Below are 19410 nucleotides of genomic sequence, written 5' to 3' on the forward strand. Positions count from 1 at the left end.
GATGGAGGCAACCCGACGCGGCATCCTAGCCGGCGCGCTCGCCGTGGCGGCGGCACCGGCTCTGGCGGCAAGTGACGACGATCTAACGATCGAGCGCTTCCCGATCTGGCCGGGTCCACCGCCCGGTCCCCCCGCAACGCCGGTGAAGGACGTGTTCGTCAAGCGCCACCCTGACGGGCCGCCCGACGACATCGCCTGGACGCACGTCGCGACTCCCATGCTGACGGCTTTGAAGCCGAAGAACCCCAACGGCGCCGCGATGCTGGTCGTGCCGGGCGGCGGCTATGTCCGCGTCGCGGTGGGCACGCACGGATCGGATATCGCACGATCGTTCGCCGCGCGCGGCATCACCACGTTCGAATTGCTTTATCGCCTGCCCCACGATCATTGGGCGGCGGGGCCCGACGTGTCGCTGCAGGATGCGCAGCGCGCGATGCGCATCATCCGCGCCGGCGCCGGCACGCGCTGGCACGTCGATCCCCGGCGTGTCGCGATTTCGGGCTATTCGGCCGGCGGCCATCTCGCCGCGCGGACCGCCAGCCGGTCGGCGCTGCAGACCTACCAGCCGATCGACGCGATCGACCGACAGTCGGACCGGCCCGACGTCGCCGGGCTGTTCTTCCCGGTGATCACGATGATGGACCAGGGCGTGCACAAACAGTCGCGCGAGGAGTTGCTGGGCGATCGCCTGCACAATCCGGCCGCGCAGCATCGCTGGTCGGCGCAGCTCGACCTGCCCGCCGACATGCCGCCGACGTTTGTCGCCTGCAACGCCGACGATCCGGTGGTGCCACCAGAAAACAGCATTCTGATGTTTCAGGCGCTCAACGCGGCGAAGATTCCGACCGAATTGATGATCTTCGAAAAAGGCGGCCATGGCCCGCCCGCACCGCACAAGGATGGCCGACCGGTGCCCTGGCAGGAACTGTTCATCGCCTTCACCCGCGATCACGGCTGGCCGAGCTGACCAACGACAAAACAGGAGGGGGCATATGACATCATCGATCACCCGGCGCGCCGCCGCAGTATTGCTGGCGGCGACCAGCCTGACCGCGGCGGCGCCTGCTGTACCGGCCAAGCCGGTCACACACCGCGTCACGTTCGATCATTATTCGCTGATGATCGACGGCAAGCCGACGATGATCTGGTCGGGCGAGTTCCATCCCTTCCGCCTGCCCTCGCCCGATCTGTGGAGCGACGTGTTGCAGAAGATGAAGGCGAGCGGGTTCAACGCGGTGTCGCTCTATTTTGACTGGGGCTATCACACGTGGAAATCGGGCGAGTACGACTTCACCGGCATCCGCGACATCGATCGTCTGCTCGACATGGCGGCCGAGGAGCATCTCTACGTCATCACCCGTGCGGGGCCGTATGTGAACGCCGAGCTGTCGCGCGGCGGCTTCCCCGGCTGGCTGGTCAACCAGAAGGCGAAAGCGCGCACCGACGATCCCGAATATATGGCGGCCGCCGATCAATGGCTGAGCCGCGTCAACCGGATCATCGCGCGGCACCAGCTCGACAATGGGGGCGGGACGGTGATCCTGCACCAGATCGAAAACGAATTGAGCGCGACCGCGCCGACGCAGCAGCGCTACATGCAGCATCTCTACGACGAGGCGCGCGCGGACGGCATCACCGTGCCGATCTTCCACAACGATGCCGGCCGCCACGGCCGGTGGGTGCCAGCGTCGAGTGACGTGCCGGGCACGGTCAAAGGGCCGAACGACCTCTACGCTTTCGACGGCTATCCCGGCGGCGTCTGCTCGGTGCACAACCAGCCGGCGAAGGGCAGCCCGGCGCCCGACTGGGGCATGTACGGCGCGGGCGGCGCCGATGGCGGCGCCAGCGCCTCGCCGCATACGCCGGGGTTTGCCGCCGAGTTCGGCGGCGGCTGGTTCGATTACTGGGGATCGAACGGCATGTATCCGTGCAACGCGATCCAGCGCGGCAACGGCTATCAGCGCGTCTTCTACGGCACCAATATCGCCAACGGCATCGCCATCCAGAATTTCTACATGACCTATGGCGGGACCAGCTGGGGCTGGCTGCCCGCGCCCGTGGTCTACGCCTCCTACGATTACGGCGCCGCGATCGACGAGGCGCGCGCCCTGCGGCCTAAGGCGCTCGAGCTCAAGCAGCTCGGCGAATTCGTGCAGGCGGTGCCCGATCTTGCGCGGCTGGAGAAGGCGCCGCCGGTAGCCGTCTCCAGCGATCGCGTGCAGGTCTATCACGACCAGAACCCCGATACGCACGCGCAACTGCTGTTCGTCGTGCACAAGCCGTCCAATGCGCGCACCGACGACCGTTTCACCGTCACCGCCGATTTGCCCGATGGCCGCTACAGCTTCCCGATGCAGTTGAACGGGCAAGACGCCAAGCTGCTGCTCGCCAGCACCGATATCGCGCGGCAGCATCTGGTCTATTCGACGTCCGAGCTGCAGACGGTGCTGCGCCATGGTGACGAAGATATCGCCTTGTTCTACGGCCGCGCTGGTGAACCCGGCCAGACCGTGCTGCGCTATGCCAGCGCGCCCAGGGTCGAGGTGCTGGCCGGATCGGTACAGTCGCGCTGGGATGCCGCGCACCACGACCTCCGCCTCGATTACGCCCATGACGGACTGGCGCGCGTGCGGATCAGCGGCGGCGGGCGGGCATCGCTGTTGCTGCTGATCGGCGACGAACATGCTGCGCAGCAATTCTTCCGCCAGGACGAGGTGCTCGACCATGGCCCGTGGCTCGTCCGCCATGCCACAGTGTCGGGCAGCACGCTGGCGATGACCGGCGACACCAAGGCGGCCGAACCGCTCGAGGTGTGGGCTCCGGCGCAGGTTACCAGCGTTACCTGGAACGGCACGCCGGTCGCGACGCGCCGCAGCGCGAGCGGCAGCCTGATCGCCACCGCGCCGCTCGCCGGGCCGCAACCGATCGTGCTGCCTGACCTCACCCGCGCGACGTGGCGCTATCACGCGGGGTCGCCCGAGGCGCAGCCCGGCTTCGACGACAGCGACTGGATCAAGGCCGATGGCGCGCCCGACCGCTCGACGATCCGCCCGCCGACCGGCGAGCCGACGCTGCAGATGGACGCCTATGGCTTTCACGATGGCGACGTGTGGTATCGCGGGCGCTTCCAAGGGAGTGCCGACGCGCAGCAGATCGCGCTGCATTATGGCGCTGGCGGTGCCGGCATGCTGCAACTGTGGCTCGACGGCCGGTTCGTCGGTGAGCAGGAGCTGCCCGCCGGGCTCGCCCGCCCGATCACGGTCGGTATGGCCGATTTCGACCTGCCCGATGCTGCGCAGCAATCGGGCACGCACGTGCTGTCGGTGATGATCCGGCCCGACGGCCATAATTGGGACCTGGAAACCGACGACGCGCACAAGGAACCGCGCGGGCTGATCTCCGCCTCGCTGTCGCGCCCCGGCGGCGACAGCTTCGCGGTGCCGATCGACTGGAAGATTCAGGGCCGCCAGGGCGGCGAGACGCTGGTCGATCGGGCGCGCGGGCCGCTCAACAACGGCGGGCTTTATGGCGAACGGGTCGGCTGGTCGTTGCCGGGGTTCGACGACAGCCGCTGGCAGCGCGTCGAGGTGCCCACCACGATGCCGTTCGCCGGCACCGCCTGGTATCGCACGCGCTTCACGCTCGACGTGCCGAAAAGCGACGACGCGACGATCGGCGTCCAGATCGGCGACCCGACGACGCCGCGATCGCCGCGTCGCTATCGCGTGCTGATCTTTGTCAACGGCTGGAACATGGGCCAGTTCATTGCCAATGTCGGGCCGCAGCGCGTGTTCCCGATCCCGCCGGGCATCATGAACAACCACGGCGCCAACACGCTGGCGCTGGCGGTGACCGGCGACGGCAAGCCGGGCGATGCGCTGGAGGCGGTCAAGCTGGTGACGATGTACCACGTGCGCGGCGGCGTGCCGGTGGAGATGGTCGAGGCGCCCGACCAGGCGAATTGAGGGCGGGCGGCGGCGCCCGAACGGCAGCGCCACCCCGCTCTCAGATCGTCATTGCGCCTGCTCCGACGCGGTTCGCTCGCCCAGATAAAAGCTCACGTGCGGCGGCTGGTTGTAGGCGACGTTCTGCCATGCCACGCCCTCGCGATAGACCGGATCCTGCATCAGCGTGACGAAGCGATGCGTCGTCGGGATCGGGGTGGTGTAGATGCGCAGTTCGCGATTGTCGGCGGTTCGCCAGATCACCTCTTCGCGCCAGTCACCCAGAATATCCGCCTGCAAGGCCGGATTGGCCTTGGTGCCGTTGTTCGACGCGATATCGTCGGGGTGCAGGATCGGATCGGCGATGCCCTTGTGCCAATCCCATTTGTAGATCGTCGTCCCATCGAGCAATTCACGCAGCAGATCGCCGTCCCACCAGATCGCAAAATTGGTCTGGCGCGGCGCCGGCCCGATCGCGTTGCCATGGACATCGAACAGGTCGCGCGAATTGGCGCCCCATAGTTCATCGCCGACGTAGCGCGGATCGATATCGGCGGCGAGGCCGCGGCCGGCGTCGCGGGTGGCCGGTTTGGTCCAGAGAATCTCCCCGGTCCGCGCGTCGAGCAGCGCCGAGCCGATATGGCCGTTGCGATCGACCTCTTCGTGCACCCCCCATTTCTCGAAGCCCGGCCGGTTGGGATCGAGGTCCGACACGTGCATGGCATCGCCATGATAGAGCGGGTCGGTCCATAGCCCCTTGCCGTCGTCATCGACGGCCATTGACCCGTAGATCACTTCGTCGCGGCCGTCGTGATCGACGTCGGCGATGCTCAGCTGGTGGTTTCCGCGGCCGCCATAATTTTCGTTGCCGGGCTTGGCGCTGTCGAACAGCCAGCGTTCAGTGAGTTTGCCGTGGCGATAGTCCCAGGCGGCTACCGCCGTCCGTGCATAATAGCCGCGACCGAAGATCATGCTCGGATGCTGCCCGTCGAGATAGGCGACGCCGGCGAGGAAGCGGTCCGAGCGATTGGCGTAACCGTCCCCCCAGCTCTTTGCGAGTTGCTCGGGCGTCGGGTTGCCGCCGGGATAGCGCGGCGGATCGTAAGGTGCCGTGGCCAGTGCTGCGCCAGTGCGGCCGTCGAACACGGTGAGATATTCGGGGCCGTTGACGATCCGGCCCTGCATTGGCGCGACCATCGTGCCGTCGGCAAGCACACGCGCGCCGGTATGGTCGCGCTGCGGCACCGCACCGTCTTTGCTGCGCCAGTCGGCGTGAGCGTCGCCGATCACCTTGCCGGTGCCGTCGATCGTGCCGTCGGCGGTCTTCATCGCCACCTCGGCGCGGCCATCGCCGTCGAAATCGTAAACGAGGAATTGGGTATAGTGCGCGCCGGCGCGGATGTTACGGCCAAGATCGATCCGCCACAGCCGCTTCCCCGTCAGCGTATAGGCGTCGATATAGACGTCGCCCGTATAACCTGTCTGACTATTGTCGTGGCTGTTGGTCGGATCCCATTTGAGGATAATCTCGTAGCGGCCGTCTCCATCGACGTCGCCGACGCTCGCATCGTTGGCGGTGTAGCTGTAATGATCGCCCGCCGGCGTCACGCCATCGGCGGGCGGTGACAGCGGGATCGACAGATAGCCTTTGGCCCAGACCGCGACCGGCGCCGAACGCTCTCCATCGCCCTTGGCGCCAACCATTGCAACGCTGTAGCGCGATCGCGCCGTGCCTTTCGGATCGAGCAAGCTGGTCGCCCCGGCCAGGGGACGGGTATTGATCCGGGTGCCGTCCCGGAAGACGTCGAATCGTGCATTTGCCGAATCGCTGTCCAGCAGGCGCCAACTCACGAAAACACCCCCGGCCTGCCCCGGCACCGCGACCACGCCGCGATCGAGATGCTCCATTTCGCGGCCGCTCGCCGCCGATGGAAGCGCGGCTAGAGCCAAAGGCAAGAGCGTAAAATACAGGCAATTAAGACGTGTTCGAGCCATTCCGGCATCCCCTCTCAAGCGACCGTTCCCGGCCGGTGTGTTTATCCCATCAATTATGATTGCGTTTCACAATTTGGCAATGTAGTCTTTTTTTATGAATTGTCTGATCGTTCGCAAAGGGGAGCGATCACGGTCGCCGCTAACCGGCGAACAACCACGACGGGCAACAGCCTGCGAGACAAAAGGGGAAGGGATGCACCGGCCAGATAGAAGCGTCAGCTAATCAGCATTGCCGCACGAGCGGCCCGACGGGGCGCGCACAACAACCGCCCGAATATATCGAATAAGCGAGCACAACGGCGATCGAGGGGGTCTCGACGACGACCGGATGCGCTCGTCCAGGAGAGGAGAAAAATCATGAACGCTTCGCGCGAACGAAGCCCGCGTACATTCACGACGACGTCTTGGCTTGCCATGGCGATCGCCTGTTCGATCGCAACGCCGGCATTGGCCGCCGCGCCGCAGAACGGGGCGTCGTCGGCGACGGACAGCACAGCACCGACCCAAACGCAGACCGATCGCGAAGACGCGCGTCGTACAGCACAGTCTCGCAACCAGGCCGCGGCTCAATCAACCGACGCAACGGCCGGCGGCACGGGAGGCGACATTCTCGTCGTCGGCACACGCGCGTCACTCCGCTCGGCCATCTCGCGCAAGAAGAACGCGAATACCGTCGTCGATTCGATCGTTGCCGATGATATCGCCAGCTTCCCCGACAAGAACGTCGGCGATGCGCTCGCCCGGATCACGGGCGTGCAGCTCAGCCGCGACTTCGGCGAGGGCACGCAGATTTCGATCCGCGGCGTCGAGCCCGATCTCAACCGCATCGAGGTCAATGGCGTCAGCATGCTCGGCGGCAACACCGACGGCAGCCGCTCGGGCGACTTCCGCGACCTGGCCGCCGAACTCGTCAAGTCGATCGACGTGTACAAGGGCTATGCGGTCGACATCACCGAAGGCGGCATCGGCGGCACCGTGCGCGTCGAGACGCGGCGACCGCTGGAATTGAAGGCGCCGATCGTCAGCCTCGTCGCGTCCGAACAATATCTCGAACTGACCAAGAGCTGGAAGCCGCGCGGCACGCTGGTCGTCGGCACGCCGCACCTGTTCGGCAGCAGCCGGCTCGGCGTCCTCGCCAACATCACTTACGACAACGTCGACACGCGGCAGGATTACATCAGCAACACCAACTGGAAACAGCTCGCCGATTTCGACCATTCCGACCAGAAGACCGTCGCCAACCCGGATTATGCGAACTACGACACCTATGCGAGCTGCGCGACGGTTTCGGGTTCGTCCAACCGGCTCGATTGCGAACGCCAGTTCTTCGACTGGGCACCGACGGTGCCGCGCTATCGGAGCTGGATTCGCCACGACAAGCGCATCTCGGCCGATCTTCAGTTGCAATATGAAGTCGCGCACAATTTCCGCGCGCATGTCGAGGCGCAGCTCAACTTCCGTAACCAGGAACTGAACGACAACAATTATTCGATCGACCTCGGGCGCTACCAGCGCTTCCAGCTCGATCCGGCGATCGGCAACCTGCAGCCGCAGGTCGCGCTCGATTCAGCGACGGTCAACGCCAACCATGTCGTCACCAGCCTGACGACGGCGCTCAATTCGGTGAACATCGGGACCGATGCCGCGCCGAATTACAGCGGTGCCGATGGAATCATCGGGGTGCAGGCCCGCGATTTCAGCTACGATCAGAATTCGCAATATTATCAGACCGGCTTCGATTGGACGTTGGGCGGCCTCAATCTCAAGGGCCTTGCGTCGCACTCGATCGCGACGACCAGTGGCAACACCAACTCCTATGCATTTTCGACCAGTGTCGCGGGCTTGACGATCGACCGGCAGAATGCGCTGGGAACCCCATCCTTCGTTTTCCCGGGCTCGTTCGACCCCGCCGACCCCAATTCCTATTCGCATTTCGATCAGGTCGGCGCTGACGGCCAGCCGCTGATCCAATCTGGCCCGACGCTGCAATACCGCCCGACCTGGGGCAGGAGCACCGAAAACCAGCTCAAGCTCGACGCCGATTGGGATACCGGCGCGTCGTTCGTCAACCGCATCGAATATGGCGGCCAATTCCGCTGGTCGAGCTTCAAGGCCTATAACGGCGGCGGCACGCGGCTGCTCGATCCAACGACGATGACCTATCAGGACAGCGCCAACCAGAATATCTATACGGTCATCACCGATACACCGCCGGCCAATCCGGCGGCCAATACCGTCTATCTGACGTCGGATCAGTATCAGCAGCTCTTGTCACAAACGACCGGCACGATCCCGGGCGCGCCGCTGTTCTCCACGCTGCGCAACGCACCGTCGGACGCGCCGTCGGAGCTTGCCATTCCGAAGTTCAATTCTGACGTCCTCGGACAATATTACGATCTGTCCAATTTCAATCATAACCTGCTGTTCCAGGCCAATGGTTTGCCGCAGATCCCGAGTTACAAGATCGATGAGACGATCGCCGACGGCTATCTCATGGCGGATTATGATTTCCACCTCTTCGGCATGCCCGTCACCGGCAATTTCGGCGTGCGCTACGCATATACCAAGGACGCGGGCACCGGCACTTACAAACGCACCGAAATTCGCATCAAGCCTGGCAGCGGCGGCGGCACCGAAACCGTCACGGTAGGCGCGGATTCGGCCTCGATCTCGCATAGCTACACCGACATTCTGCCCGCGGTGAACGCCAATCTGGGCATCACGCGGACACTGTTCCTGCGCGCGAATTACGCCAAGAATCTCGCGCGGCCGAAGCCAAGCGATCTGGTGCCCAACATCAATTGTACCTACGACACGGTCGACGTCACCGACGAGACGGTCTGCTCGGCCGGCAATCCCGATCTGAAGCCATATCGCGCGGATCAATGGGAAGTGAACCTCGCCTGGTATCCCAACCGCGATACGATGGTCAGCATCGGCTATTACAAGAAATACGAGAGCAGCTTCATCGTTCCCAACGTGACGCGGGATAATGTCGACCTGTTCCACGACGGCAATACCTTCACGGTGCGGCAGTCGGTCAACGGGCACGGCGCGAAGCTCGACGGTATCGAGATCAGCGGCCAGACGGTGTTCTCGTTCCTGCCGCGGCCGTTCGACGGTTTCGGCGTGCAGGCCAATTTCACCTATGCCCGCGCGATCGAGACGAACCTGACCAATGATGCGACCAACGTCGCATTGAATGATTATCCGGGCCTGTCGAAATACACCTACAATGCCAGCATCTTCTATGACAAAGGCTGGCTCAACGCGAAGCTGGCCTATAATTATCGATCGAGCTGGCTGGTCGTCGTTAGCGACAAAAACAACGGCTATAATCCGATCTATCGCCGCGGCGAGGGCTATCTCGACGGCAAGGTCACCTTCCGCTTCCCGAAACTGCACACCAACTTCTTCGTCGAAGCGCAGAACCTGACCAACGAATATTCGGAGAGCTACATCAACAGCGACATGCCGGTGGATTATTATTCGGCCGGCCGCCGCTTCTTCGCCGGGTTCCAGGTCAAGTTCTGAACGATCCGGGAGTGCTCGCGAAGCACCCCTCATACTCCCCCTATCGGGCGCCCCAAAACGGGCGCCCGTTTTTTTGGCTTGCGTCGCTAGCCGCTATTGGTTGCTTCGATCCGGTTCTTTGAAAACCGGCGTTCGCGTTCCAAGCGCTTCATGCGGAGCATATTGCGGCGCCGTCTTGCAGCGGCGGTCAGCGCAGTGCTTGATGGGCCTTGAGACAAATCGTTTCGACTATCCCGGTGCGAGGCAATGCGATGCTCTAAGGAGCCGACGTGCCGCGATCCGTGAGGGAAAAAGGCGCGAAAAGGCGCCAAAGACGCGGCCGTCAGATTGAAACGAAGATCAACTTCAGGCAGCCAGCATGTTGCCGTAGCCGATGACGGCGGTCGCGATCACCAGCAGTGCTACGCCCGACCAGACCAGCGTCTTGGTACCGCACGTGGCGTCCCTCCACTCGCGAAAGCCAAAACCCCACAAGGTGCCGAAAATGATGATCGACGCCATGTGCAGCGTCCAGGACGAGAAGCCGAAGCGCCCCATCTGGCTCTCGCCCATCGTGTAGAAGAAGAACTGGAAGTACCAGGTCGTACCCGCCAGCGCGCTCAACAGATAGTTGGCGAGGAGCGGCGCCCGGCCTGGCATCGTGCCGTCATCGTGCAGTTCGATCGGCTCCAGACCCCCGCCCTGCCCCGCGCCCGGCGATTGCGCCGCCGGCCCTTCCTCCCGGGCGACTCTCATGCCGATCCACTGGCCGGCGCTGCGATTCTTCACGATCAGCCAGGCGCACCAGATCGCATTGGTGATGAGGCCGCCGAACATTACCAGGCACAGGATCGGCAGACCGGTCCACAGCGGCCCGGTGCCGCGCGCGGCCGACAGCGCCTTGATTGGACCGCCCGCCGCCAGCCCGAACGCGAAGCACGCCGACATCACGCCCGCGAAGATCGCGACGATGATGCCCTTCCTGAAGTCGAACTCGGCGACCACCTCGGCCTTCTGCTCGTCCGACAGCATCGCGTCCTTCTGCGCACCCGCTACCGCGACGACGATGATGCCCACCAACGTCAACGCGATACCGCCGAGAATGATGTTCCCCGACATATTGGCGATGAGCTGGTCGTAGAATGTGCCCTGGAACAGGGGCGGGATCAGGGTGCCGAACACGGTGCACAGCCCGAGCACGACCGCCATCCCCAGCGATAGACCGAGGTAGCGCATGGTGAGCCCGTACCCCAGCCCGCCGAAGCCCCACAGCACGCCGAACACGATCGGCCAGACGATCACCGGCGTCGGCGCCGCGGCCAGCGTGCCCAACAGGTCATGCGTCTGGATCGACGCGATGATCCACGGCGCCAGCAGCCAGGAGAAGATGCCGCCCGTCAGCCAATAGATTTCCCATGACCAGCGCTTCACACCCCTGAACGGCACATAGAAGCTCGCCGATGCCAGACCACCGAGCCAGTGATAGACAACGCCGATCAGCGGATTACCCATGCGATCGGTCCCCTAGAGGTCCAGCCCGAGGCGGTAGATGCGGTTGGCGTTGCGGCCAAACAGGTCACGGCGCTCGTCTTCCGAAAAGTCGGCGACCAGCGTGTGATAGGCTTCGAGATAGGCGTCGAAGGGCGCAAACAATTTGTCGGTCGGGGAGTCGCTGGCGAACATGCAGCGGTGCGTGCCGAACAGCTCGATCGCCTCGATGAGGAACGGGCGAACCTGTTCGATCGTCCAGTCGCGATAGACGAACCCCAGCCCCGACAGCTTGATCGAGACATGCTCGAACGCCGCCAGCGTCTGCAGGCCATGGCGCCAGCGCGTCACGCCCTCGCGATCGCTGGTGACGGGCATGCCGACATGGTTGATGATGACGGGAATGTCGGGATGGCGCGCGATCAGCGGCGCCAGCCCCGCCATCTGCCCGGCATAGCATTGCAGATCGAACGACAGCCCGTATTTGGCAAGCAGGCCATAACCGCGCCACCAATCGTCCTCTTGCGTCACGTCGTGCGGCGAATAGGTGCGCATCGGGTTGATGTGCCAGTTGACGATCTGACGGATGCCGCGGACGTGCGGATGCGCCGCATGGGCCTCAAGCAGCGGCTCAACGTCATCGCTGTCGAGCGGCGCATAGGCGATGATCGCATTGGGCATGCCGCGGGTTGCGGCAATGCCTTCGAGCCATTCGGTCTCGTCGAGCGCGCGCTCCGGCGGGGCGCCAGCGTCGATATGGACGATGCCGCGGACGTTCCACTTGCCCGCATCGGCCAGATAATCGTCAAGCAGATAGTTGCGGGCGATTGCCTCGGTCGAGCCGTTGGGCCCGCTGTCATCGAACGGCGGGCTCAGCCACGGATAGCGGATATGGGCCAGATCCCACAGATGAACATGGGCATCGACGAAGGGCGGTCGCGTCATCTTCCTCTCCGCGGGCGGCGGGCGCCTGTCATGCCGGTCGCCCGCCGCCAGATCTCAGAACGTCGTGCGTCCCCCCGACGTATCGAAGGTGGACGCCGTGGTGAACGAACATTCCTCGCTCGCCATGAAACACACCATCGCCGCCGATTCCTCGACCTCGCCGAGCCGGCCCATCGGGATTTTCGAGCGCATGTAATCGACCTGGCTTTGCGGCAACTGGTCGAGGATCGGGCTTTCGAACGTCGCCGGCGTCAGCGCATTGGCGATCACGCCCTTGGTGGCCAATTCCTTGCCCAGGCTCTTGGTCAAGCCGATGACGCCGGCCTTGGTCGCCGAATAAGCCGACGCATTGGGATTGCCTTCCTTGCCGGCAACCGATGAGACGTTGACGATGCGGCCGTAGCCGCGCTCGACCATGTGTGCGCCGATCGTGCGGCAGCAGAAGAAGGTGCCGTTGAGGTTGACCGCGACCACCTTGAGCCAGCTTTCAACCGCAAATTCGGTGACCGGTGCGGTCGCCCCGGTGATCCCGGCCGAATTGACCAGGATATCGACACTGCCGAGCGCCGAGATCGTCTCGCGCGCCGCCTGCTCGACGGCGTCGTTGTCGGCGACGTCGACGACGGCGGTGTGCACCACCCCGCCATCGTCCTTGGCCTTGTCGAGTTGGCCGGCATTGAGATCCCACAGCGCAACCTTGCCGCCCTCGGCAATGATGCGCTGCCCTACGCTCCAACCGAGCCCGGAGGCGCCACCGGTGATGATCGCGTTGCGGCCCGCGAAACGCCCTGCGAAGACACTCATGCCAGCGCCTCCGGGCTGAACGCGACGAAGCGCTGGCGCTGCTCGCCGAGCTTTTCGATGCCGAGCGTGACGACGTCGCCCGGCTTCAAATACCAGGGCTCTGGCTTCTGGCCGAGACCGACGCCCGGCGGTGTGCCGGTAGTGATAATGTCGCCCGGCTCCAGCGTCATGAATTGCGAGCAATAGGCGACGATCTGCGCGACGGTGAAGATCATCGTTGCGGTCGAGCCGTCCTGCACGCGCTTGCCGTTGACATCGAGCCACATCTTGAGCGCCTGCGGATCGCCCACCTCGTCGGCGGTAACCAGCCAGGGGCCGACGGGGCCGAAGGTCGGAAAACCCTTGCCCTTGTCCCAGGTCGGGCCGCGCTCGGTCTGCCAGTGTCGTTCCGACACGTCGTTGACCACGCAATAGCCGGCGACATGACCCAGCGCGTCGGCTTCTTCGACATAATTGGCTCGCTTGCCGATCACCACGCCGAGTTCGACTTCCCAGTCGGTCTTCTGTGAATCGCGCGGGATGATGACATCGTCATTGGGCCCCTGCAGGCAACTCACCCATTTGTTGAACACCACCGGCTCCTCAGGGATCGGCAGGTTCGATTCAGCGGCATGATCGGCATAATTGAGACCGATCGCGACGAACTTGCGCGTGCCTGAGACGGGGACGCCATACCGCGGGCTGCCATCGACCAGCGGCAAGGCTGCAGGATCGAGCGCAGCGAGCTTGGCAAGCCGGCTCGGCGTCAGCGTGGTGGGATCAATATCGTCGATCTCGGCCGAAAGGTCGCGAATGCGGCCATCGGCATCGATCAGGCCCGGCTTCTCGCGGCCGGCAGAGCCAAAGCGGCAAAGCTTCATGAAACGATTTCCTCAGTGGGTATAGGGACGGTGGAGCGGAATGTCGCGGTTGAGCTCGACGCCGAACCCCGGCTTGTCGAGTTTGGAGACGTGCATGCGCCCATTCTCGGGCACCGGTTCGCCCAGCAGTTGCGGCGAGAACATCGGCACGACCTCGTCGGCCTTGGGCGCCATCATGAGGAACTCGGCGAACGGCGAGTTGTGGCGGGTGACGACGAAATGATAGCTGTAGACGCTCGATCCGTGCGGCACGACAAGCTTGCCGTGCGCATCTGCCAGCGCCGAGATCTTGAGCAATTCGGTGATGCCGCCGCACCAGCCCACATCGGGCTGGATAATGTCGCAACACTCCATCTCCATCAGCATGCGGAAGCCCCAACGGGTTGCCTCGTGCTCGCCGGTGGTGACCAGCATCTCCTTGGGCACGTTGCGCTTCAACGCGGCATACCCCCAATAATCGTCAGGGCTGATCGCTTCCTCGATCCACTTGAGCCCAGCTTCGCGCCAGGCGCGCGTCGCCAGCCGCGTGGCGTAATCGACGTCGAGCGCCATCCAGCAATCGAGCATCAGCCAGAAATCGTCGCCGACGCGGCTGCGCATCTCGGTCAGTTCGGCAAGGTTTTTGTTGAGGCCCTCGACGCCCTCCGCAGGGCCATGATGGAGCGGGAGCTTGCCGCCAATAAACCCCATCTGCTTGGCGAGATCGGGCCGCGCGCCTGTAGAGTAGAACAGCAGCTCGTCGCGCACCGCGCCGCCAAGCAGCTTGTAGACCGGCTCTTGCCTCAGCTTGCCGAGCAGATCCCACAGCGCCAGGTCAACGCCCGAGATCGCGTTGATCACCAGCCCCTTGCGCCCGTAATATTGCGTGGAGAAGTACATCTGGTCCCAGATCTTCTCGTAATCCGCCGGATCACGCCCTTCGAGGAAGCGCGCGAGGTGCTTCTCGACGATGTAGCAGGCGGGCTCGCCGCCGGTCGTCACCGCGAAACCTACAGTGCCGTCCTCAGCCTCGATCTCAACGACCAGCGTGCCCAGCACATTGATGCCGAAGCTCTGCCGGCTCTGCCGATATTCGGGATACCGGGCCATCGGAGTGGCGATGTGATCGTCGATCCAGTGGCCGTCACCCTGATCGTGATAATCCGCCCCGCCCCCGCGCACCACGAAGGCACGGACCTGGGCGATCTTCGGCAGTGTCATTTATCGTTTCCTTGAAAGCCGATGCGCTTCGCAACGCGCGAGACGTCCGTACATATTCCAGCATATGAAATCATGGGACGACAATCGAGAAGCTGTGATAGGAGCCGCACACGTGATCCTCCTCTCCGATGGATTTCGTTTTACTTTCTCATTTTATGGGATAGGATGCTAGTTGATGAGACAGAAGTCGTCAAATGAGAAATTGCCGGCCGCATCGGAAAAGCGCGCCGGGCCGCAAGGCAGCCAAACATTGCTGCGTGGCCTCGACATGCTTGACCAGGTGGTCGACGGGCCGATCCCGCTGCCCGAGCTATCAGCGCGCATGGGATTGACGCGTTCCACCACGCACCGCCTGGCCAATGCCTTGATCGATCGCGGATTCCTCGTCTTTTTCCCGCGTGAGGGCTATCAACTCGGCCCGAAGCTGCTCCAACTCGGGTTCCTCGCGCAGAGCCAGGTCGACCTTATCCAGACCGCGCGTCCGCACATCGAATCGCTGGCGATGCGCACCGAAGACACGGTGCACCTTGGCCGGCTCGACGACGAGCGCGCGCTCTATCTCGACAAGATTCCCGGCCGTCGCCGCGTCGAGATTTCTAGCCGGGTCGGCGATCGTCAGCCGCTGACGTCGACCGGCCTCGGCAAGGCATTGATGGTCGATACGCCGCCCAGTGAATGGCGCCGCCTGTTCGATACCGATCACGCCAGTGGCGGTGTGCCGATCGATTATGCCGTCTGGGAAGAACGGATGAAGAGCTATGCCGCCGCCGGACGCGCCTTCGATCTCGAGGAGAACGAGGACCAGATCCGCTGCGTTGCCGCGCCGATCCGCGATGCCTCGAACCGCATCGTCGGCGCAATCAGCGTCTCGAGCGCGGCGCAATATATGGACGACCAGCGGATGGACGCACTGAGCGACGACGTGCTCGCCACCGCCCGCGCGATCAGCACCGATCTCGGCTGGCAGGACGAAAAAGCCACCAGGAAATAGCAGGAAAGGACCGATCACTCGTGAAGTTGCTCGAAGGAAAGACCGTTCTCGTCACCGGTGCCTCGGCAGGCATCGGCCGCGCCGTGGCGATCGGCGCGGCCGAACATGGCGCCAGTGTCGCGATCAACTTCGCGCGGGACAATGCCGGCGCCGAGGCCTGCGTCGCGGCGATCGAGGCGACGGGGCAGCGCGGGCTGGCGGTTCAGGGCGACGTTGCCGACCCCGAAACCGCCACCGACTTCGTGGCGCGCGCGGTCGAGTCGTTCGGCAAGGTCGACGTGATGGTTTCGAACGCCGGCATCTGCCCATTCCACGCCTTTATCGACATGCCCGTCGAGACGTTCGAGCGGACCATGCGCGTCAACATGCACGGTGGCTATTTCATGTGCCAGGCGGCGGCGCGCCGGATGGTCGAGCAAGGCCACGGCGGGTCGATCATCGCGATGTCGTCGATCTCGGCGCTGGTCGGCGGCGAGTTTCAGACGCACTACACGCCGACCAAGGCCGGGCTTCATTCGCTGATGCAGTCGGCAGCGATCGCGCTGGGCAGATACAATATCCGCTGCAACTCGCTGCTGCCCGGCACCATCCTCACCGAGATCAACAAGGAAGACCTCGCCGACCAGAAAAAGCGCGACTATATGGAAGGCCGCATCCCGCTCGGCCGTCTCGGCCAGCCTGAGGACATGGTGGGGCCGACGGTGTTCCTTGCCTCGGACATGGCGCGCTACGTCACCGGCGCTGCGCTGCTCGTCGACGGCGGCGCCTTCGTCAATCTCCAGTGAGCGCCCCGCGCGTCGCCCTGTTCGTCACCTGTCTGGTCGACCTGATCCGGCCGCGCATCGGCTTCGCCGCGCTGCGCGCGCTGGAGGCGGCCGGGTGCGAGGTGATCGTGCCCTACGCACAGACCTGCTGCGGACAGCCGGCGCTCAATTCGGGCGACCGCGCCACCGCTGCCGATCTCGCGCGGCGCAACATCGCGATGCTCGACGGGTATGACCAAGTCGTCGTGCCGTCGGGAAGCTGCGGAGCGACAATTCGCGCGCACTATCCAGAAATCCTTGCGGACGACCCCGAGTGGCTGCCCCGCGCCGAGGAACTCGCCGGCCGCACCTGGGAAATCCTCGCCTATCTCGACGAGGTGCGCGGCTGGAGGCCAGACACCGCGCTCGACGCCACCGCGGTCTATCACGACAGCTGTTCGGGCCTGCGCGAGCTCGGCGTCAAGCGGCAACCGCGCCGCCTGCTCGCCGGCGTCGAGGGCCTGACGCTCAAGCCGCTCGACGGCGAGGAAACCTGCTGCGGTTTCGGCGGCACCTTCTGCGTCAAATATCCCGCGATCTCCGACGCCATCACCACCGAAAAGGCCGCCGCGATCGAAGCCTCCGAGGCGGACCTGCTGCTCGCCGGTGACCTCGGCTGCCTGATGAACATGGCCGGCAAGCTCCACCGGCGCGGCGCGCGCACCCGCGCGTTCCACACCATCGAGCTGCTTGCCGGGATGGGCGATGGCCCGGCGATCGGCGAGGAGGCATGATGAGCTTCGCCGAGCGCGTCGATGCCGCGCTGCACGATCCGTTGCTCAAGACCGCAATCGACCGCGCCACCGGCACCGCGCAGGCCAAGCGCGCCGCGGCGATCGCCGCTTTCCCGTCGTTCGAGCCGGCGCGCCGACGCGCGGCGGCGATCAAGGATCATGTCATCGCCAATCTAGGCGCCTATCTCGCCGCGTTCGAGGCCAATGCGCAGGCGGCGGGCGCGGCGGTGCATTGGGCGCGCACTGCCGACGAGGCCTGCGCCATCGTCATCGACATCTGCAAGAAAGCGGATGCGAAGCGCGTAGCGCGATCGAAGTCGATGCTCGGCGAGGAAATCGGCCTGCCCCACGCGCTCGAGGCCGCCGACATCACCCGCGTCGAGACCGATCTGGCCGAACACATCATCCAGCTTGCGCACGAGCGCCCGTCGCACATCATCTGGCCGGCGCTGCACAAGACCCGTGAACAGGTCGCCGATCTGTTCCGCGCCAGCCACCGCAGCCCGCAGAACGAGGACACGATCCCCGCCATGGCAGCGAGTGCGCGCCGTCAGTTGCGTGAGGACATGCTGTCGGCCGACGTCGGCATTTCGGGGGCAAACTTCCTGATCGCCGATACCGGCGCGGTGTGCACCGTCACCAACGAAGGCAATGCCGAGCTGTCGCTGGTGCCGCCGCGCGTCCATATCGTTACCGCGGGCATCGAGAAGGTGGTGCCGTCGATGCGCCACGCGACCCACCTGTTGCGGTTGCTAGCCCGCTCGGCGACGGGCGCGGCTCTGACGCAATATACGACCTTCTACGCCGGCCCGCGCCGACCCGGCGACCGCGAGGGGCCCGAAGAAATGCACATCGTGCTGGTCGACAACGGCCGTACGCGGATGCGCGACGAGGGGCTGGCGGAGATGCTGCGCTGCATCCGCTGCGGCGCGTGCATGAACCATTGCGTGGTGTTCCGTCAGATCGGCGGGCACGCTTATGGCGGCACTTATCCCGGGCCGATGGGCGCGGTGCTGACGCCGGCGCTCGACGGCCTCGCCGGGGCGAAAGACCTGCCCAACGCCTGCACGCTCAACGGCAAGTGCCGCGAGGTGTGCCCGGTCGACATTCCGCTGCCGACCCTGCTGCGCGGCTGGCGCGAGAAGAGCTGGCGCGAAGGGCTAGAGCCGGTGACGATGCGGCGCGGCCTCGGCCTCTGGGCCTGGGCGGCGAAGCGGCCGGCGCTCTATCGGCTCGGCACCCGCGTCGCGATCGCCGCGTTGCGCCGGTTCGGGCGAAGGGGCTGGATCGCCCGCCTCCCCCTCGCCTCGGGCTGGACCGACGGCCGCGACTTCCCGCGCCCCGAAGCCGGCAGCTTCATGGCGCGCTACCGCAAGGGCGAACGATGAGCGCGCGCGACGCCATCCTCGGCAAGCTCGGCCCGGCGCGACCGATCGCCGATCTCACGGCGCAAGCCGATGCGCTGATTGGCCACGCCGAACGCCCGCTGCTCGACGGCGACACTATCGACCTGTTCCTGGCGCAGCTCGACCAACCGAGCATCGCCGCGACGCATGATGCCGTCGATACGCTTGGCGACTTGCCGGCGGCGGTCACGCGCTATCTCGACGCCAATGTCGGGGCGCGTGCGCTCTACCTGCCGCCCGATCCGCAGCTGCTCGATCTCGACTGGCAGAGCGTAACGACGCTTCATTCCTGTCCGGTCGACGATGGCGCGGTTCTCGCCATCGCCCGCGCCGGGGTGGCGGAAACCGGATCACTGATCTTCGAGACCGCGCCGGTCGCGCCGATGCTTCCCAACTTCCTCGCGCTCCACCATCTCGTCGTGCTTCACCGCGCGCATGTCGTGCGCTGGCTGGAAGACGCCTTGCTCCCTGCCGGCCCGCAGCCGCGCGCGCATTACTGGGTCACGGGCGTCAGCGGCACCACCGACATCGAGGGGCAGTACGTGCGCGGCGCCCACGGCCCGCGCTTCCTGCACGTCATATTGGTCGGCTGACTGCCATCCATTTTAATGCCTGATGTGAAAGGTCATCTCCTATCGCCCGTTCGCCCTGAGCTTGTCGAAGGGCCGTTCTTCTCTCCCCCAAAAAGGCGTGAAGAACAGTGCTTCGACAAGCTGGGCACGAACGG

General features: G+C 64.7%; 14 protein-coding genes. 8 read left to right on the plus strand and 6 right to left on the minus strand.

Translation table 11 applies throughout. The features are described from left to right. The first annotated feature begins 1 nt into the window (after position 1). On the plus strand, positions 2 to 967 hold the full coding sequence (locus tag K7G81_RS16195) for an alpha/beta hydrolase (RefSeq protein WP_223031869.1): 966 nt from the start codon (positions 2 to 4) through the stop codon (positions 965 to 967). A gap of 25 nt (positions 968 to 992) precedes the next feature. Further along, positions 993 to 3965: a glycoside hydrolase family 35 protein gene (locus tag K7G81_RS16200; RefSeq protein ID WP_223031870.1), complete on the plus strand. Its 2973-nt coding sequence runs from the start codon at positions 993 to 995 to the stop codon at positions 3963 to 3965. A 48-nt stretch (positions 3966 to 4013) separates the two neighbouring features. Here the strand turns inward: K7G81_RS16200 and K7G81_RS16205 are convergent, their stop codons facing one another. Beyond that, on the minus strand, positions 4014 to 5852 hold the full coding sequence (locus tag K7G81_RS16205; protein WP_255587202.1) for a rhamnogalacturonan lyase: 1839 nt from the start codon (positions 5850 to 5852) through the stop codon (positions 4014 to 4016). A gap of 444 nt (positions 5853 to 6296) precedes the next feature. Between K7G81_RS16205 and K7G81_RS16210 the strand changes: the two genes are divergently transcribed. Next, a complete protein-coding gene (locus tag K7G81_RS16210) occupies positions 6297 to 9473 on the plus strand; it encodes a TonB-dependent receptor (RefSeq protein WP_255587203.1) in 3177 nt (1058 codons plus the stop codon). 345 nt (positions 9474 to 9818) lie between these two features. Here the strand turns inward: K7G81_RS16210 and rhaT are convergent, their stop codons facing one another. From rhaT to rhmD, 5 genes are read right to left on the minus strand one after another with little or no spacing between them, the layout of a single operon-like run. After that, a complete protein-coding gene (gene rhaT / locus K7G81_RS16215) occupies positions 9819 to 10964 on the minus strand; it encodes an L-rhamnose/proton symporter RhaT (protein ID WP_223031872.1) in 1146 nt (381 codons plus the stop codon). A gap of 12 nt (positions 10965 to 10976) precedes the next feature. Next, on the minus strand, positions 10977 to 11885 hold the full coding sequence (locus K7G81_RS16220; protein ID WP_223031873.1) for an amidohydrolase family protein: 909 nt from the start codon (positions 11883 to 11885) through the stop codon (positions 10977 to 10979). Between the two features lie 54 nt (positions 11886 to 11939). Beyond that, entirely contained in the window at positions 11940 to 12689 is a 750-nt protein-coding gene (locus K7G81_RS16225; RefSeq protein ID WP_223031874.1) for an SDR family NAD(P)-dependent oxidoreductase, read from the minus strand. Beyond that, entirely contained in the window at positions 12686 to 13549 is an 864-nt protein-coding gene (locus tag K7G81_RS16230; protein ID WP_223031875.1) for a fumarylacetoacetate hydrolase family protein, read from the minus strand. The genes K7G81_RS16225 and K7G81_RS16230 overlap by 4 nt, the downstream gene beginning before the upstream one ends. 12 nt (positions 13550 to 13561) lie before the next feature. Beyond that, positions 13562 to 14749 (minus strand): L-rhamnonate dehydratase, encoded by a 1188-nt coding sequence (gene rhmD / locus K7G81_RS16235; RefSeq protein WP_223031876.1) that lies wholly within the window; start codon positions 14747 to 14749, stop codon positions 13562 to 13564. A gap of 175 nt (positions 14750 to 14924) precedes the next feature. On the opposite strand from rhmD, the gene K7G81_RS16240 reads away from it, so the two are divergent. The 5 genes from K7G81_RS16240 to K7G81_RS16260 are packed head-to-tail and all read left to right on the plus strand — an operon-like array spanning position 14925 to position 19276. After that, complete coding sequence (locus K7G81_RS16240; protein ID WP_223031877.1) at positions 14925 to 15740, plus strand: IclR family transcriptional regulator; 816 nt, start codon at positions 14925 to 14927, stop codon at positions 15738 to 15740. Positions 15741 to 15760: 20 nt separating this feature from the next. Next, positions 15761 to 16525 carry an L-rhamnose 1-dehydrogenase Lra1 gene (lra1, locus tag K7G81_RS16245; protein WP_223031878.1) on the plus strand — a complete coding sequence of 255 codons (765 nt, stop codon included), beginning with the start codon at positions 15761 to 15763 and terminating at the stop codon, positions 16523 to 16525. Continuing rightward, positions 16522 to 17277, plus strand: coding sequence for a (Fe-S)-binding protein (locus K7G81_RS16250; protein ID WP_223031879.1), 756 nt, complete (start codon positions 16522 to 16524; stop codon positions 17275 to 17277). The genes lra1 and K7G81_RS16250 overlap by 4 nt, the downstream gene beginning before the upstream one ends. Further along, positions 17274 to 18665, plus strand: coding sequence for a lactate utilization protein B (locus K7G81_RS16255; protein WP_255587204.1), 1392 nt, complete (start codon positions 17274 to 17276; stop codon positions 18663 to 18665). Before K7G81_RS16250 ends, K7G81_RS16255 begins: the two co-directional genes overlap by 4 nt. Further along, on the plus strand, positions 18662 to 19276 hold the full coding sequence (locus tag K7G81_RS16260; RefSeq protein WP_223031880.1) for a LutC/YkgG family protein: 615 nt from the start codon (positions 18662 to 18664) through the stop codon (positions 19274 to 19276). Before K7G81_RS16255 ends, K7G81_RS16260 begins: the two co-directional genes overlap by 4 nt. The last annotated feature ends 134 nt before the right edge of the window (positions 19277 to 19410 follow it).

The organism is Hephaestia mangrovi (genome assembly GCF_019880555.1).
GTDB classification, from domain to species: Bacteria; Pseudomonadota; Alphaproteobacteria; order Sphingomonadales; family Sphingomonadaceae; genus Sphingomonas; species Sphingomonas mangrovi.

Bases quoted from the DNA above. Each gene is read 5' to 3' on its own strand.
- K7G81_RS16195 (WP_223031869.1), top strand. From the start codon at position 2: ATGGAGGCAACCCGACGCGGCATCCTAGCCGGCGCGCTCGCCGTGGCG.
- K7G81_RS16200 (WP_223031870.1), top strand. From the start codon at position 993: ATGACATCATCGATCACCCGGCGCGCCGCCGCAGTATTGCTGGCGGCG.
- K7G81_RS16205 (WP_255587202.1), bottom strand. From the start codon at position 5,852: ATGGAGCATCTCGATCGCGGCGTGGTCGCGGTGCCGGGGCAGGCCGGG.
- K7G81_RS16210 (WP_255587203.1), top strand. From the start codon at position 6,297: ATGAACGCTTCGCGCGAACGAAGCCCGCGTACATTCACGACGACGTCT.
- rhaT (WP_223031872.1), bottom strand. From the start codon at position 10,964: ATGGGTAATCCGCTGATCGGCGTTGTCTATCACTGGCTCGGTGGTCTG.
- K7G81_RS16220 (WP_223031873.1), bottom strand. From the start codon at position 11,885: ATGACGCGACCGCCCTTCGTCGATGCCCATGTTCATCTGTGGGATCTG.
- K7G81_RS16225 (WP_223031874.1), bottom strand. From the start codon at position 12,689: ATGAGTGTCTTCGCAGGGCGTTTCGCGGGCCGCAACGCGATCATCACC.
- K7G81_RS16230 (WP_223031875.1), bottom strand. From the start codon at position 13,549: ATGAAGCTTTGCCGCTTTGGCTCTGCCGGCCGCGAGAAGCCGGGCCTG.
- rhmD (WP_223031876.1), bottom strand. From the start codon at position 14,749: ATGACACTGCCGAAGATCGCCCAGGTCCGTGCCTTCGTGGTGCGCGGG.
- K7G81_RS16240 (WP_223031877.1), top strand. From the start codon at position 14,925: ATGAGACAGAAGTCGTCAAATGAGAAATTGCCGGCCGCATCGGAAAAG.
- K7G81_RS16255 (WP_255587204.1), top strand. From the start codon at position 17,274: ATGATGAGCTTCGCCGAGCGCGTCGATGCCGCGCTGCACGATCCGTTG.
- K7G81_RS16260 (WP_223031880.1), top strand. From the start codon at position 18,662: ATGAGCGCGCGCGACGCCATCCTCGGCAAGCTCGGCCCGGCGCGACCG.